The organism is Vibrio sp. JZG10 (assembly GCF_054064075.1).
In genome coordinates this window covers 1-14,565 of record NZ_JBSUGE010000030.1, presented here as the reverse complement: position 1 = coordinate 14,565, position 14,565 = coordinate 1, and the positions used below count along the sequence as shown (strand labels likewise).

The following is a 14,565-nucleotide window of genomic DNA, read 5'->3' as shown; positions in this document are numbered from 1 at the left end:
GGTATTCTACAGATTTATGGGCGTTTTGGTGGGTGAATGTTTGGCACCGGAATAGCAAAGGCCTGTTGCAAATGCTCACCACCAAGTTGACGACAGTATCTCAGCGTGAGTGGGGCGCCATCATTTTTGACCAGCGTGAGCGAGTTAATGCAGTTCACCAAATCCGCTTGTTGCTGCTTTTCTAGTTGCAGCTCAAACTGCAAGGTTTCACGATATAAAGCGTCATTGACTTGAGACTTAAGATGGCGACGTAAGTCGCGAAAAGAGTGCAGTAAGGTTTCGCTTCGGCCCAGACAGCTTTGTACCAGAGGCCAGTCTTTTTCTTGGAAAATGAGTTGCTGCTCATCGAGCCATCTGAGCAGCAGGAGTAGGTTCACGTTGCCGTGATAATTGTTCTGCAATGATAAACACGCTTCTTTCACTTCTCGCACACCATAAAACTGCAGACTGAACTGCCAAAGGTGTTCTAGGGTGAGTGTGTATTCAGCGTGTTGATTACTCATTGATTAAACTCTAGCTCCATCTGCTCCAGTTCTTCCTGAGCAGACATCCATTCCATTTCAATTTCTTCGAGCTCTGCCTTACTAGAAGCTTGAAGAGCCAGCACTTGGTTAAGTTTAGCTTTATTTTCGGCTTCATACAGTGAGTTATCTGCCAATTGTTCTTCAGCTTCGGCCAGTGCAGCACCTAACTTATCCATTTTATTTTCTAATTGTGTCAGCGTTTTGCGAATTGGCGCCGTCTGCTTACGAAATTCTGCATCGCGACGTTTCTGCTCTTTTTTCGCTGCCGCGCTGTTGGCGCTATCTTTGGCTGGCTGTGCAGCTTGTGCTTCTTTGCGTTCCGCTCTTTGTTGCTCGGTTAACCACTTGTAGTAGTCGTTTAAGTCACCATCGAACGGCGCAACTTGACGATCGTGCACCAAGTACAAGTCATCGGTTGTAGCACGCAATAGGTAACGGTCGTGCGAAACAATCACCATGGCCCCTTCGAACGTTTGCAGTGCCATCGTCAATGCCTGACGCATGTCCAAATCCAAGTGGTTGGTTGGTTCATCAAGTAGCAACAGGTTTGGCTTTTGCCACACAATTAAGGCCAGCACTAAACGGGCTTTTTCACCACCCGAAAACGGTGCGACTTTCTCCAGTGCTTTGTCGCCTTGGAAGCCAAAGCTGCCTAGGTAATCACGTAGCTGTTGTTCGGTTTGATCCGGCGCGATCTGCATCATGTGTTGCAGCGGCGTTTCTTCTGGGTGCAGCGTTTCTAATTGATGCTGGGCAAAGTAACCTATTTTTACGCCTTGTGAGTAAGTCAGATCGCCACCTTGCGCGTTAAGCTCGCCAGAGAGCAATTTGATCAAGGTCGATTTACCCGCGCCATTACGGCCGAGTAGACCAATGCGACTGCCAGGAACCAAGTTCAAGCGGATCTTCTCTAAGATCAGGTTGTCACCGTAGCCTGCCGATACTTCATCCATCATCATGATTGGGTTTGGCAGCGCAGCGGGCTCACGGAATTGGAAGCTAAATGGGTTATCGAATTGAGCGGGTAACACTTTTTCCATGCGCTCCAAAGCTTTAATACGGCTTTGAGCCTGGCGTGCTTTCGAGGCTTTATAACGGAAACGGTCGATGTAGCTTTGCATGTGCGACATCTGTTTCTGTTGCTTCTCGAACATCGCTTGCTGCAGCACCATTTTTTGCGCTCGTTGGTTTTCGAACGACGAATAGTTACCCGTGTATTCGTTCAATTGTTGGTTTTCGATGTGAATAATACGGCCAACAATTGGGTCAAGGAAGTCACGGTCGTGCGAGATCAGGATCAGTGTGCCTGGGTAGTTTTGTAGCCAACGTTCAAGCCACATCACCGCGTCTAAGTCCAAGTGGTTGGTTGGCTCATCGAGTAGCAATAAGTCAGAACGGCACAATAGCGCCTGGGCTAAGTTAAGGCGCATACGCCAACCACCTGAGAATTGAGTCAAACTCCAACTCATTTGCTCTTGGCTGAAACCTAAACCGTCGAGCAATTCTGCCGCGCGAGCGCGAATGCTATAGCCGCCGATGGTTTCAATTTTACCGTGGATCTCGGCAACCAAGGTGCCGTTGTCTTGTGCTTCCGCTTCAGCCAACTGCTTTTCGAGCGCTCGGTACTCGCGATCACCATCAATGACGTATTCCAGTGCAGTGCGCTCTAGCGCTGGCGTTTCCTGTGCGACCCAGGCCAGTTCCCAATGTTGAGGTTGGCTAAATGAGCCCGCATCAATCGAGAGTTCATCTTTCAGCAATGCAAATAGCGTTGATTTACCGCAGCCGTTTTTGCCCACAAGACCGACTTTATCGCCAGGATGGATAGTCGCTGAAGCTTGGTCTAAAAGAGGTTTACCGCCACGCAGTAACTGAATATCAGAGAAGGTAATCATAAAGTTTTCATTCACTTTGCGCAGTGCGCGTTGCTTGGTTACATAGCGAAGTGGTTTCAATCGTTTTTAAAGCCACTTGGGTATATATCTAGCGGTGAATAGTAGGGGTATTGGCCGGAAAAGTCGATTGATTCGCTTTAATTGCATTATGCTGTACAAAAAAGTATAACAATTTGATAACGGATAAAAATAACCACAAGGACGACCATTTGGCTGTTGCACCGTCTATTCTCCCAAGAGTTCTGGTCATTTATGCTCATCCAGAGCCACATAACTCGATTGCTAATCAAGTGATGATTAAAAAAGCTCAGTCGCTTGATCACGTCACTGTGCACGATCTTTACGGTGTTTACCCTGACTTCTTTATTGATGTGAATTATGAACATGAGTTGTTGCTCACGCATGATGTGATCGTGTTTCATCACCCGCTTTATATGTATTCATGCCCAGCCCTGTTAAAAGAGTGGTTGGACCGAGTGCTGGGCAAAGGTTTTGCTTTTGGCGGAGGTTCGGCACTAGAGGGAAAATACTGGCGCAGTGTGATTACAACGGGGGGGAAAGAAGAGGCCTTTAGCGCGAAGGGGTACAACAAATATCCATTAGAGCAAATCTTACAACCGTTTGAACTGACGGCCGCCTTGTGTCAAATGCACTGGATTGAACCTTTGGTGTTGTATTGGTCGCGTAATGTCTCGGATATTGAGCGGTATGAGCACGCCGAACTGTATCGTCGGTGGTTGAACAATCCACTTGAAAACTGGGAAGCAACAGACCAAGGAGGTCAGTATGGCGATAACCAGTGAGTTTCTTCAAAGTAGTGTAGTCTTTCTCTCGGCCGCGGTTATTGCGGTACCGATTGCTCAGCGTCTCGGACTTGGCTCGGTTTTAGGTTATTTACTTGCCGGTGTGTTGATTGGCCCTTGGGGTCTTGGCTTAATCAGTGATGTTGATGCTATTTTGCACTTTGCTGAACTTGGGGTCGTGTTGTTACTGTTCTTGATCGGCCTTGAGCTAAATCCTAAAAAACTGTGGCAAATGCGAGGACCGATTCTAGGTTTAGGTGGCGCGCAGGTGGTGGTTACGACCGCCGTGCTAGGCAGTGTCGTCAGTATGTTCGGCGTAAGCATGCAAGTGAGTTTGGTGATTGGGATGGGGTTGGCGCTGTCCTCAACGGCAATTGCTCTAAAAGTGATTGAAGAGCAAGGGCTCAATGGCACCGAAACGGGTCAGTCTGGTTTTGCAGTATTGCTCTTTCAAGATATTGCCGTGATCCCAATGTTGGCAATGTTGCCCTTGCTTGCTGGCGGGCAGAGTGGCGGTAGTTGGTTGGATGTCTTCACGGTATTAGGCAGTGTGGTGGCCCTGTTGATTGGTGGCCATTTCTTATTGCGTCCACTATTTCGTTTTGTTGTGATGAGCGGCGTTCGTGAGCTCTTTACCGTCGCCGCACTATTGGTCGTGCTTGGGATTTCTGTCGTGATGCAAAAGCTCGGGCTTTCTATGGCTCTAGGGACTTTCTTAGCCGGCGTTCTGCTGGCTGAGAGTGAATATCGACATGAATTGGAAATCGCTATCGAGCCGTTTAAAGGTTTGTTGTTGGGGTTGTTCTTCATCGCGGTTGGCATGGCGGTAAATTTGGGGTTATTGGCATTACACCCTTTAGAGATTCTAGGCGCGGTGGTGGCTTTGGTGGTGGTTAAGGGCTTGGTTTTGTATGCATTGGCGAGAGCTGCCCGTGTCGGAGCCAAAGCGAGAAGCCGTATGGCCGCGATTTTAAGCCAAGGTGGTGAGTTTGCCTTTGTCATATTTACCGCAGCGAGCCAAGAGGGCATTTTATCCAAAGAGCAAGTGGCGTTTTTGTTGGTGGTGGTCAGTTTATCCATGGTGACGACACCACTTTTGCTGATGGGACAAAAAAAATGGTTTGCTCATACCCTGAATCAAGAAGAAGAGGGCATGACCACGAAAGTAGTGGATCGTCGGCCGCGTGTGATCATTGCAGGCTTTGGACGTTTCGGTCAGATCGTCGGACGTTTAATGTATGCCAATAAAATCAAAGTGACGGTATTAGAAAGTGATGCCAGCCAAATCCACCTACTGCGCAAGTATGGTTACAAAGTGTTTTATGGCGATGCTACCCAAATTGATCTTTTGCGGGCTGCTGGCGCAGATAAAGCAGAAGCATTGGTCATTTGTACCGATTCACCTGATGAGGTGATGGCCATCGTTGATATCTGCCGCGTGCACTTCCCGAAACTTAAGTTGCTAGCCCGAGCAAGAAGCCGTGTCGAGGCGTATCAGTTAATGAGCCACGGTGTCGAGAATTACTCTCGTGAAACATTTTTAGGGGCATTGGATCTCGGTCGCCAAGCGCTCGTAGAACTTGGTATGCACCCATATCAAGCAAAGCGGGCAGAAGCACATTTTCGTAAGTTAGATAATGCTATGCTTAAGGACTTATTGCCTCAGCACAATGAAGATAAGAAATTGGCTCAGAGAGCGAAAGAGGCACGCAAAGAGCTAGAAGAAATTTTTGGTCGTGAGATGGAGAGCGACCATCAGTCACCTAATCATTGGAAGTAGTACTTGAGCCAAGACTCAAGCTAAGGAAATAGCGTGAAAATCAAGAAACGTTTTATTGCCGGCGCTAGCTGCCCAAATTGCAGCCAGCAAGATACCCTGCGCTGGTGGATTGAAAATAATATCGAGTTAGTTGAGTGTGTCGAGTGTGAGTTTACTGAGCAGCGTAAACCGCAATCTGTAGAGAAAAATAAACACTCAGATCAGGAAATGATCGGAATTTTTAAGCCGGAATAATTGAACTTCGATAATTGATCCCCATAATACACCCAGATATCTCAGTACTTAACCCCATTCAGGTTAAGTCAATTAATCTCCCTGGAGTTAGTATGAAAATTGAAAAGAACGTTGTTGCAAGCCTTGCATACAAAGTAATGATGGAAGACGGTGTCGTTGTTGATCAATCAACAGCAGAAGCGCCTCTAGATTACCTTCACGGTCACAACAACCTAATCACTGGTCTTGAAAAAGAGCTTGAAGGTAAAGTGGCTGGCGACAAGTTCTCAGTAACGGTAGCTCCTGAAGAAGCTTACGGCGAGCACAACGATGCGCTAGTACAACGCGTTCCTGCGGACGTATTCCAAGGCGTTGACCAAATCGAAGTGGGCATGCGCTTCCTGGCTGACACTGACCAAGGTCCAATCCCTGTAGAAGTAACAGAAGTTGATGGCAACGAGGTGGTTGTTGACGGTAACCATATGCTAGCTGGTCAAACACTAACTTTCGAAGTAGAAGTTATGTCTACACGTGAAGCAACAGCAGAAGAGATCGAACACGGTCATATCCATCAAGCTGGTGGTTGTGGTCATGACCATGATCACGATGATGAAGGCTGCTGTGGTGGCGGTAGCTGTGGTTCTCACTAATCACAAGCTCCTTCACTAGATAATCTTATCTAGTAAAGCTTTGAAAAGCGCAAGTTGAGGTTTCAACTTGCGCTTTTTGTTTATCTAAGGTGTAGTGCATAGAAGAAAAGAACAACTCATGGAAAAAGCGATGACAAAACCTTTCTCGATTGCGATTCATGGTGGCGCAGGCACCATTTTACGTGAACAGATGAGCAATGAACTTCAGCAATCGATCTTGGCTGATTTGGAAGCGTCGGTAAAAGCTGGCTATCAAATTCTAGAGAAAGGCGGCGACGCTTTGGATGCGGTTGTTGCTGCAGTAAAAGTATTGGAAGACTCGCCTAACTTTAATGCGGGTAAAGGCTCGGTGCTGACCAACAACGAAATGGTAGAAATGGATTCCTCTGTCATGGATGGTCGAAACCAAGCCGCAGGCGCGGTCGCTGGTGTTCGTCATATCAAGAATCCAATTGAGCTCGCTCGTGACGTAATGCGAAACAGCAATCACGTGTTGTTGGTGGGTGAGGGCGCAGAGAAGTTTGCTTTTGAACAAGGCCATGAGTATACCGAACAGGATTACTTCTTTACTGATCGCCGTTATGAGCAGTTGCTGTCTATGCGTGAGAAAGGGCTGTTTGCTTTGTCGGAATCTCGCTACCCAGATGATCGTAAACATGGCACCGTCGGAGCCGTAGCGTTGGACCAACAAGGTAACTTAGCAGCTGCAACCAGCACGGGTGGCGTAACGAATAAGCAATACAATCGAGTTGGGGATTCGGCTTTGATAGGCTGCGGCACGGTGGCCGAAAATGGCGTCGTCGCGGTTTCGACTACGGGTGTCGGTGAGTTTTTTATCCGTAAACGTGTCGCAGAAGACGTCGCCGCGCGGATGCGTTATTTACAAGAAGATGTTCATACTGCTTGTGAGCATATTATTCAGGGGGAACTGAAAGAGATGGGCGGCGAAGGCGGTTTAATCGCAATTGACGCGCAAGGTGAGCTGCACTTTGCGATGAACAGCTCTGGTATGTACCGAGCTGGCATCAACACTCAAGGCGAGTTGAGCGTCAAAATCTACGCTGACGAATAGCTTCCTCTTGAGTGCCTCTTAAGTAATCAATACAACAAAGCCCAGAACACGTTCTGGGCTTTATGCTGTTTGAGCCTGCATTTTAATAATGCGGTGGTGGGGTTTCTTCTGACGGATCGGCTAAATTCGACGAGTCCATATTTTTTACTTTACCTACCACATATTTCATCTGATCGAGCATCTTGGTAATTTGCAGTTGCTGCTGCGATAAGGCGCCGTTCAGATCTTCAATAGTCTGTTCTTGGAACGCAAGCTGACATTCTAAGTCATTAATGCGTGCTTCCAATTGCTGAATGATTTTTTCTGTCATGATCCGTTCTCTAACTGCCAAGCTTGGGCAATACCTGCTGAAGTAGCAGTAATTACGCGTTGTTTTGAATCAAAGGCTGCATCATACACGACCGCACGGGGAGGGCGAGTGTCTTTTTTTGGCTCAACTTCAAATCCGCCAATCCGTTTTCCGGTTTGAGTATCCCATATTGAAACGCGGCCAGAAGGCGTTCCTGTCACTAACTGAGTTCCGTCGTCAGAAAATCGCGCAGTAGAAAAGATCAATTGGCGCGACCAACTGCTCAACTGTGTGACTTCTTGTCCAGTTTTTAAATCCCAAATTACCGCTTGGTTTCCGCCATCGGATGTCATTGCTAACTTGCCATCTCGTTGCAGGGCAACACGAACAACCCGTTGTTCATGTTCGAAGGTCCGCAGCACTTGTCCGGTTTCGGTGTCCCACAAATACGCTTTGTAGTCATTACCACCAGTCAGTGCGAAGCGGCCATTAGGAGAAATGGCGACGGAATTGACTTTTTCACGATGCGCAAGGAACTCCAAGCGACGTCCGGTGACTAAGTTGACGTAAATTGCTTTACCGTTGGATAACCCGAGCAGAACTTGCTCACCGTTACTGGTGATATCAACGTCGCGAATGAGCGCATCAGAAATAGACCAAAGGCCTTCGGATTGCGTCCAACCTAAGTCCCAAACTGCGAAGTTCATTTGGCTTGCTGTGACTGCATAGCGACCATTGTCTGAGATACGAATATGGGATACCACGTTGGCATCGGCATCGAGCTCACCCAGGTTGGCTAGTTGTTCATTTTGCTCTAGGTCCCACAACATCAAATGGTGTTGCTGAGAATAGAGCAGAGCAAATCGTCCATCTCTGCTAAGTGCGAAGCTCGTCGCACCCTGAGGCTCTATCGGCCAACGCTGCACTTCACGCTCGGCGAAAAAGCAACCATTTAACGTGGTGATGACAATTAAATATAGGAATAAATGAGAAATTCTTTGCATCACATCTAATAATCCGGTTTGTGTCTTAAGACATATAGCTAGTATATTGGTATAACGATTGTCTTCACTAGTCTCATAGAAGATTTGTGCACAACAACCAATGGCAAAGCCATTATTGGGAGAATTTAATGAAATCAGTTTTAAAAGTGTCGCTACTTGCTGCAACAGTTATGCTAGCGGTAGGTTGTCAGAAAGAAGAAACTAAAACAGAAGCCGCACCTCAAGCAGAACAAGTTCAAGCAGAAACCGGTAAAGCGGTTCACTTTAAAACCGACGACGATAAAGCGGCATACGCAATCGGTGTTTCATTTGCTAACTACCTAAGCACAAGCATCGACAAGCCAAGCGAAATCGGCATTAATCTTAACAAAGACTTGGTACTAAAAGGTATCGAAGACGTCTTCAAAGGCAATGCTGAATTGAATGAAGAAGAAACACGTGCAGCACTAGAATCTCTAGACAAGCGTGTTGCTGAAAAGATGCAAGCACAAGCAGCTGAGAAAGCAGCTGAAGCAAAAAAAGCTGGCGATGATTTCCGTGCTGAGTTCGAGAAGCAAGAAGGCGTAGTGAAGACAGATACAGGTCTTCTATACCAAGTTATTACTCCAGCTGAAGGCGAGAAGCCAAAAGACACTGATACGGTTCAAGTACACTACAAAGGTACGCTAATCGATGGTACGCAATTTGATAGCTCTTACGATCGTGGTGAACCTGCAACATTCCCACTTAACCGTGTAATCCCAGGTTGGACAGAAGGTGTTCAGCTAATGCCTGTGGGTTCTAAATTCAAATTCGTTATCCCGCCAGAGCTAGCATACGGTGATCAAGACACACCAAGCATTCCTGCTAACTCAACGCTAGTATTTGAAGTTGAGCTGCTAAAAGTCGAGAACGGCAACGCAGAGCAATAACAATAAGCAGCGATAAGTTATTGAAAAAGGTCCGTTTAACGGGCCTTTTTTGTTCTAGGTCACTAGTTGGTGAGTTTGCTAGGTTGATTTTCAAATTTTCTGATAAACTTACACCAATTTGTTGATTTTTCGCTCGAAGGCTTATGACAACTACAGAAACAATAAACGCGGAGATGTTGCTCGAAATGGAATCCGTTAACGTGATGCCGTTTACCGAGCACGACAAAATCATTTTAAGATCTTATGAGGCGGTCGTTGATGGTATCGCCAGCCTGATAGGTCCCTTTTGTGAAATCGTTCTTCACTCGCTAGAAGACTTAAATACCTCTGCAATTAAAATCGCTAACGGTGAAAACACGGGTCGCCAAGTCGGCTCACCGATCACTGATTTAGCGCTTAAAATGCTAAAAGACATCGAAGGCTCGGAGCGCAACTTCTCACGTTCGTACTTTACCCGTGCAAAAGGTGGCGTGTTGATGAAGTCGATCACTGTTGCTATTCGTAATGGTGAAAATCGCGTGATTGGTTTGTTGTGTATCAACGTCAACTTGGACGCACCCTTCTCGCAAGTCCTTCAATCTTTCATGCCAACGCAAGAAGCAAAAGAAGCGGCTTCCTCGGTTAACTTTGCTAGTGACGTAGAAGAGCTGGTGGACCAAACTGTTGAACGCACCATCGAAGAGATCAATGCGGATAAATCCGTATCGAACAACACCAAGAATCGCCAAATCGTGATGGAATTATACGACAAAGGCATCTTCGATATTAAAGATGCCATCAACCGCGTTGCAGATCGTCTTAACATTTCAAAGCACACCGTCTACTTATACATTCGTCAACGTAAAACCGAGGACGATGAAAAGTGAGTAAACTGACTTACACGTTGGTGGTGAACGGTCCTGTTTACGGTAGCCAGTCAGCACGCAGTGCTTATCAGTTCGCCAAGGCGGTGATTGAGCAAGGCCATCAGTTAGTGAGCGTTTTCTTTTATCAAGAGGGCGTGACCAATGGTACTGCTTTGAGTGTGCCTGCCAACGACGAATTTGATCTCAATAAGGCATGGCAATCTTTGGCAAAAGAGCATGGTGTTCGTCTAGAAACTTGTGTTGCTGCGGCTTTGCGTCGCGGGATCGTAAGTGAAGAAGAAGCGAATCAACATGGTTTGGTCCAGAGCAATCTAGCGGAAGGTTTCGAGCAAGCCGGCTTAGGTAGCTTAGCCGAAGCGATGTTAACCCAAGACAGAGTGGTACAGTTTTGAGTCAGCTAACTTATCTATTTCGTAGCGCACCGCATGGCAGTGCGGCTGGTCGTGAAGGTGTGGATGCACTGTTAGCCGCGTCGGCTTACTGTGAAGATATCAGCGTCATTTTCATGGGAGATGGGGTTTACCAGCTTCTACTAGGGCAAGAACCGAGTAAGATCTTGAGCAAAGATTATGCGCCGATGCTGAAGCTTTTCGATTTATACGATATCGAACAAGTCTTTGTGTGCTCAGAGTCATTAGCTCAGCGAGGTTTGGCTCAAGCGGATTTAGTCATTGAAGCTCAAGCGCTAAGCTCAGAGCAGCTCAAAGATAAGTTGCAACACGCTGGCAAGCTACTGTCGTTCTGAGGAAGTTATGCTACATATTATAAAAACGGTCTCCGCTCTAGAAGACGCCATGCCCTTATGCAGTGCACAGGATGACATCTTACTTATAGAAGATGCCGTGTACGCTGCTAATTCGCAGCATAAAGCGTTCTCCCACCTAAAAAACCGCAGTGTATTTGTGCTAGAGAGCGATATTCACGCTCGCGGTATTGCGAATCGTATCAGTCCATCACTGACGATCGTGAATTACTCAGGCTTCGTTGAGCTCACAGTTAAACAGGATAAATCGCTTACTTGGGATTGAACGTGATTTACTGTCGCTAAAGCTTTACGGATGAATTGTCCTAATTGAACAAAAAAGATCCGTATATTTCTTGACACACCTCTCACTGCTGCATAGAATTTTGCGTCCCTAACTGCAATGGTAGTTGGGGATAGATTTTTCACAAAGCTTACTTTCAAGTAAATCAGGAGCTAGTTAATGGCAACTATTAACCAGTTGGTACGTAAGCCTCGTGCAAAGCAAGTTGTTAAAAGCAACGTGCCTGCACTAGAAGCGTGCCCACAAAAACGTGGTGTATGTACTCGTGTTTACACTACTACACCTAAAAAACCTAACTCAGCACTTCGTAAAGTTTGTCGTGTACGTCTGACAAACGGCTTCGAAGTTACATCGTACATCGGCGGTGAAGGTCACAACCTTCAAGAGCACAGTGTTGTACTAATCCGTGGCGGTCGTGTAAAAGACCTTCCGGGTGTACGTTACCACACTGTTCGCGGTGCACTTGACTGTGCTGGCGTTAACGACCGTAAACAAGGTCGTTCTAAGTACGGTGTGAAGCGTCCTAAGTCTTAATGGATTCCGTTAAGTAAGGCCAAACACTAAATTATTTTTAATTTTTTGAAAAAACTGAAAAGTTTTGGATAAAACCTGAAGAAGACAACGGAGATAAATCCATGCCACGTCGTCGCGTCATTGGTCAGCGTAAGATCCTTCCAGATCCAAAATTCAAATCTGAATTGCTGGCAAAATTCGTTAACATCCTAATGGTTGACGGTAAAAAATCTACTGCAGAGAAAATCGTTTACACTGCACTAGATGCTATGGCTGAAAAGTCTGGTAAAGACCACTTAGCTATTTTTGAAGAAGCTCTTGAAAACGTACGCCCTGCGGTAGAGGTTAAATCTCGCCGTGTTGGTGGTTCAACTTACCAAGTACCTGTAGAAGTACGTCCGGTTCGCCGTAACGCACTTGCTATGCGTTGGTTGGTTGAAGCTGCGCGCAAGCGTGGTGAAAAATCTATGGCTCAACGCCTAGCAGCTGAAATGCTAGACGCGTCTGAGAACAAAGGTACTGCGGTTAAGAAACGTGAAGACGTTCACCGCATGGCTGACGCAAACAAAGCGTTCGCTCATTACCGCTGGTAATACCTTCTGTGCTGCGAGGTTCTCTCGCAGCACTTTTCTATACTCTAAGGTACACCTTAGTAAGAGGATACAATCGTGGCTCGTAAAACTCCTATTGAGCGCTACCGTAATATCGGTATCTGTGCTCACGTAGATGCAGGAAAAACAACCACAACTGAGCGTATTCTGTTCTACACTGGCCTTTCTCACAAAATCGGCGAAGTTCACGATGGTGCAGCAACCATGGACTGGATGGAGCAGGAGCAGGAACGTGGTATCACTATCACATCCGCTGCGACTACTACATTCTGGCGTGGTATGGAAGCACAGTTCCCTGAGCATCGCGTAAACATCATTGATACCCCTGGACACGTTGACTTTACTATCGAAGTAGAGCGTTCTCTTCGTGTACTTGATGGTGCTGTGGTTGTGTTCTGTGGCTCATCTGGTGTTGAACCTCAGTCTGAAACTGTATGGCGTCAAGCAGACAAATACCACGTTCCACGTTTGGTATTTGTAAACAAGATGGACCGTGCGGGCGCAGACTTCCTACGCGTTGTGGACCAAATTAAAAATCGTCTTGGTGCGAATCCTGTTCCAATCCAACTGAACGTTGGTGCAGAAGATGAGTTCAGAGGTGTCATCGACCTTATCAAGATGAAGATGATCAACTGGAATGAAGCCGATCAAGGCACTTCGTTTACTTACGAAGACATCCCAGCTGACATGATCGAACTTGCTGAAGAGTGGCGCAACCACATGGTTGAATCCGCTGCTGAAGCTAGCGAAGAGCTGATGGACAAGTACCTTGAAGAAGGTGAATTGACTGAAGCTGAGCTCAAACAAGCTCTACGTACTCGTACACTAAACAACGAAATCGTACTGGCCACTTGTGGTAGTGCGTTTAAGAACAAAGGTGTTCAAGCGGTACTAGATGCTGTGATCGAGTTCTTGCCATCGCCAGTTGACGTACCTGCAATTAAAGGTGTTGACGAAAGAGAAAATGAAGTTGAGCGTCACGCTGACGACAACGAACCATTCTCTGCGCTAGCATTTAAGATCGCGACTGACCCATTCGTGGGTACGCTAACGTTCATGCGTGTTTACTCTGGTGTTGTAAACTCCGGCGACGCTGTTTACAACTCTGTAAAAGAGAAGAAAGAGCGTTTCGGTCGTATCGTTCAGATGCATGCGAATAAGCGTGAAGAAGTGAAAGAAGTTCGCGCTGGTGATATCGCTGCTGCTATCGGTCTGAAAGACGTGACGACAGGTGACACACTGTGTGATCAGAACCACAAAGTGATTCTAGAGCGCATGGAGTTCCCTGAACCAGTTATTCAGATTGCTGTAGAACCTCGTTCTAAGGCAGACCAAGAGAAAATGGCTATCGCGCTAGGTAAACTGGCTGCGGAAGATCCATCATTCCGCGTGGAAACGGACGACGAATCAGGTCAGACTCTGATCTCAGGTATGGGTGAACTTCACCTAGACATTATCGTTGATCGTATGAAGCGTGAATTCAGCGTTGATTGTAACGTTGGTAAACCTCAGGTTGCTTACCGTGAAACCATTCGTGGTAAAGCGGAAGTTGAAGGTAAGTTTGTTCGTCAGTCAGGTGGTCGTGGTCAATACGGTCATGTGTGGGTCAAACTTGAGCCTTCTGAACCTGGCGAAGGTTTCGTATTCGTAGACGAAATCGTGGGTGGTGTGATTCCTAAGGAATACATCAGTTCGGTATCGAAAGGTATCGAGGAACAAATGAATAGTGGTGTTCTAGCGGGTTACCCTGTACTAGATATTAAAGCTACACTATTTGATGGTTCTTACCACGATGTAGACTCAAGCGAGATGGCGTTTAAGATCGCTGGCTCGATGGCATTCAAGAAAGGTGCACTAGAAGCACAACCTGTGATTCTAGAACCAATGATGAATGTCGAAGTAACCACTCCGGAAGACTGGATGGGTGACGTTGTTGGTGACCTAAACCGTCGTCGCGGTATCATTGAAGGCATGGACGAAGGTGTGGCTGGTCTTAAGATCATCCGTGCTCAAGTACCACTATCTGAAATGTTCGGTTACGCAACTGATCTACGTTCTGCAACTCAAGGCCGTGCGTCTTACTCTATGGAGTTTCACGAGTACGCTGAAGTGCCGAAAAACTTCGCAGATAAAATTATTGCAGAGCGTGGTTACTAATTGACGATTGAACTACAAAAAGTTTACGACTTTTTGCGAGATCAGGGCGTCCAAATATTGCGCTAACGGGCGTTGGCGCATAAAATAACAATTTCTGGCGCGTCGTCGATCAATAATGATCACGACGAATCATAACTAGGAAGGAACACGATCGTGTCTAAAGAAAAATTTGAACGTACGAAACCGCACGTTAACGTTGGTACTATCGGCCACGTTGACCACGGTAAAACA

17 protein-coding genes are annotated in these 14,565 nt (G+C 46.6%); 13 read left to right on the top strand and 4 right to left on the bottom strand.

Annotated elements, in window-relative coordinates; all coding sequences use genetic code 11:
* Positions 1-14: 14 nt before the first annotated feature.
* Positions 15-503, bottom strand: coding sequence for a TIGR02444 family protein (locus ACWYVB_RS22365; RefSeq protein ID WP_005397673.1), 489 nt, complete (start codon positions 501-503; stop codon positions 15-17).
* Positions 500-2,419, bottom strand: a complete 1,920-nt coding sequence (locus ACWYVB_RS22360) for an ABC transporter ATP-binding protein (protein ID WP_031780646.1) — start codon at positions 2,417-2,419, stop codon at positions 500-502. The genes ACWYVB_RS22365 and ACWYVB_RS22360 overlap by 4 nt, the downstream gene beginning before the upstream one ends.
* Before the next feature lie 209 nt (positions 2,420-2,628).
* Here ACWYVB_RS22360 and kefG point away from each other — a divergent pair, with 209 nt between their 5' ends.
* The 5 genes from kefG to ACWYVB_RS22335 all read left to right on the top strand — a co-directional run bounded on the left by kefG (position 2,629) and on the right by ACWYVB_RS22335 (position 6,937).
* Positions 2,629-3,222, top strand: a complete 594-nt coding sequence (kefG, locus tag ACWYVB_RS22355) for a glutathione-regulated potassium-efflux system ancillary protein KefG (RefSeq protein WP_046874534.1) — start codon at positions 2,629-2,631, stop codon at positions 3,220-3,222.
* Positions 3,206-5,002, top strand: a complete 1,797-nt coding sequence (kefB, locus tag ACWYVB_RS22350) for a glutathione-regulated potassium-efflux system protein KefB (protein WP_046874533.1) — start codon at positions 3,206-3,208, stop codon at positions 5,000-5,002. Before kefG ends, kefB begins: the two co-directional genes overlap by 17 nt.
* A gap of 33 nt (positions 5,003-5,035) precedes the next feature.
* Positions 5,036-5,236: a YheV family putative zinc ribbon protein gene (locus tag ACWYVB_RS22345; protein ID WP_005381449.1), complete on the top strand. Its 201-nt coding sequence runs from the start codon at positions 5,036-5,038 to the stop codon at positions 5,234-5,236.
* A 92-nt stretch (positions 5,237-5,328) separates the two neighbouring features.
* A complete protein-coding gene (slyD, locus tag ACWYVB_RS22340; protein ID WP_005397664.1) occupies positions 5,329-5,865 on the top strand; it encodes a peptidylprolyl isomerase in 537 nt (178 codons plus the stop codon).
* A 130-nt stretch (positions 5,866-5,995) separates the two neighbouring features.
* Complete coding sequence (locus ACWYVB_RS22335) at positions 5,996-6,937, top strand: isoaspartyl peptidase/L-asparaginase family protein (RefSeq protein ID WP_457530207.1); 942 nt, start codon at positions 5,996-5,998, stop codon at positions 6,935-6,937.
* A gap of 82 nt (positions 6,938-7,019) precedes the next feature.
* Here ACWYVB_RS22335 and ACWYVB_RS22330 read toward each other — a convergent pair whose 3' ends face one another.
* Both ACWYVB_RS22330 and ACWYVB_RS22325 read right to left on the bottom strand, forming a co-directional pair.
* Positions 7,020-7,247 carry a SlyX family protein gene (locus tag ACWYVB_RS22330; protein ID WP_005381455.1) on the bottom strand — a complete coding sequence of 76 codons (228 nt, stop codon included), beginning with the start codon at positions 7,245-7,247 and terminating at the stop codon, positions 7,020-7,022.
* Positions 7,244-8,230: a WD40 repeat domain-containing protein gene (locus tag ACWYVB_RS22325; protein WP_031780644.1), complete on the bottom strand. Its 987-nt coding sequence runs from the start codon at positions 8,228-8,230 to the stop codon at positions 7,244-7,246. The genes ACWYVB_RS22330 and ACWYVB_RS22325 overlap by 4 nt, the downstream gene beginning before the upstream one ends.
* A 128-nt stretch (positions 8,231-8,358) precedes the next feature.
* Between ACWYVB_RS22325 and fkpA the strand changes: the two genes are divergently transcribed.
* From fkpA to fusA, 8 genes are all read left to right on the top strand, one after another.
* Entirely contained in the window at positions 8,359-9,141 is a 783-nt protein-coding gene (fkpA, locus tag ACWYVB_RS22320) for an FKBP-type peptidyl-prolyl cis-trans isomerase (protein ID WP_457530205.1), read from the top strand.
* A gap of 143 nt (positions 9,142-9,284) precedes the next feature.
* Positions 9,285-10,007, top strand: coding sequence for a helix-turn-helix transcriptional regulator (locus ACWYVB_RS22315; RefSeq protein WP_031780643.1), 723 nt, complete (start codon positions 9,285-9,287; stop codon positions 10,005-10,007).
* Positions 10,004-10,399: a sulfurtransferase complex subunit TusD gene (gene tusD, locus ACWYVB_RS22310; protein ID WP_046874531.1), complete on the top strand. Its 396-nt coding sequence runs from the start codon at positions 10,004-10,006 to the stop codon at positions 10,397-10,399. Before ACWYVB_RS22315 ends, tusD begins: the two co-directional genes overlap by 4 nt.
* Complete coding sequence (gene tusC / locus ACWYVB_RS22305; protein ID WP_005397648.1) at positions 10,396-10,752, top strand: sulfurtransferase complex subunit TusC; 357 nt, start codon at positions 10,396-10,398, stop codon at positions 10,750-10,752. Before tusD ends, tusC begins: the two co-directional genes overlap by 4 nt.
* Positions 10,753-10,759: 7 nt before the next feature.
* Positions 10,760-11,035 (top strand): sulfurtransferase complex subunit TusB, encoded by a 276-nt coding sequence (gene tusB / locus ACWYVB_RS22300; protein WP_041852883.1) that lies wholly within the window; start codon positions 10,760-10,762, stop codon positions 11,033-11,035.
* A gap of 177 nt (positions 11,036-11,212) precedes the next feature.
* Complete coding sequence (rpsL, locus tag ACWYVB_RS22295; protein WP_004399892.1) at positions 11,213-11,587, top strand: 30S ribosomal protein S12; 375 nt, start codon at positions 11,213-11,215, stop codon at positions 11,585-11,587.
* A 101-nt stretch (positions 11,588-11,688) separates the two neighbouring features.
* On the top strand, positions 11,689-12,159 hold the full coding sequence (gene rpsG, locus ACWYVB_RS22290; protein WP_005382796.1) for a 30S ribosomal protein S7: 471 nt from the start codon (positions 11,689-11,691) through the stop codon (positions 12,157-12,159).
* A gap of 75 nt (positions 12,160-12,234) precedes the next feature.
* Positions 12,235-14,334: an elongation factor G gene (gene fusA / locus ACWYVB_RS22285; RefSeq protein ID WP_005397643.1), complete on the top strand. Its 2,100-nt coding sequence runs from the start codon at positions 12,235-12,237 to the stop codon at positions 14,332-14,334.
* Positions 14,335-14,565 lie beyond the last annotated feature (231 nt).

Excerpts from the sequence above, each read along its gene's own strand:
- ACWYVB_RS22315 (WP_031780643.1), top strand. The coding sequence starts at position 9,285 with ATGACAACTACAGAAACAATAAACGCGGAGATGTTGCTCGAAATGGAA.
- rpsL (WP_004399892.1), top strand. The coding sequence starts at position 11,213 with ATGGCAACTATTAACCAGTTGGTACGTAAGCCTCGTGCAAAGCAAGTT.
- rpsG (WP_005382796.1), top strand. The coding sequence starts at position 11,689 with ATGCCACGTCGTCGCGTCATTGGTCAGCGTAAGATCCTTCCAGATCCA.
- fkpA (WP_457530205.1), top strand. The coding sequence starts at position 8,359 with ATGAAATCAGTTTTAAAAGTGTCGCTACTTGCTGCAACAGTTATGCTA.
- ACWYVB_RS22360 (WP_031780646.1), bottom strand. The coding sequence starts at position 2,419 with ATGATTACCTTCTCTGATATTCAGTTACTGCGTGGCGGTAAACCTCTT.
- tusB (WP_041852883.1), top strand. The coding sequence starts at position 10,760 with ATGCTACATATTATAAAAACGGTCTCCGCTCTAGAAGACGCCATGCCC.
- ACWYVB_RS22330 (WP_005381455.1), bottom strand. The coding sequence starts at position 7,247 with ATGACAGAAAAAATCATTCAGCAATTGGAAGCACGCATTAATGACTTA.
- ACWYVB_RS22325 (WP_031780644.1), bottom strand. The coding sequence starts at position 8,230 with ATGCAAAGAATTTCTCATTTATTCCTATATTTAATTGTCATCACCACG.
- ACWYVB_RS22365 (WP_005397673.1), bottom strand. The coding sequence starts at position 503 with ATGAGTAATCAACACGCTGAATACACACTCACCCTAGAACACCTTTGG.
- ACWYVB_RS22335 (WP_457530207.1), top strand. The coding sequence starts at position 5,996 with ATGACAAAACCTTTCTCGATTGCGATTCATGGTGGCGCAGGCACCATT.
- slyD (WP_005397664.1), top strand. The coding sequence starts at position 5,329 with ATGAAAATTGAAAAGAACGTTGTTGCAAGCCTTGCATACAAAGTAATG.
- kefB (WP_046874533.1), top strand. The coding sequence starts at position 3,206 with ATGGCGATAACCAGTGAGTTTCTTCAAAGTAGTGTAGTCTTTCTCTCG.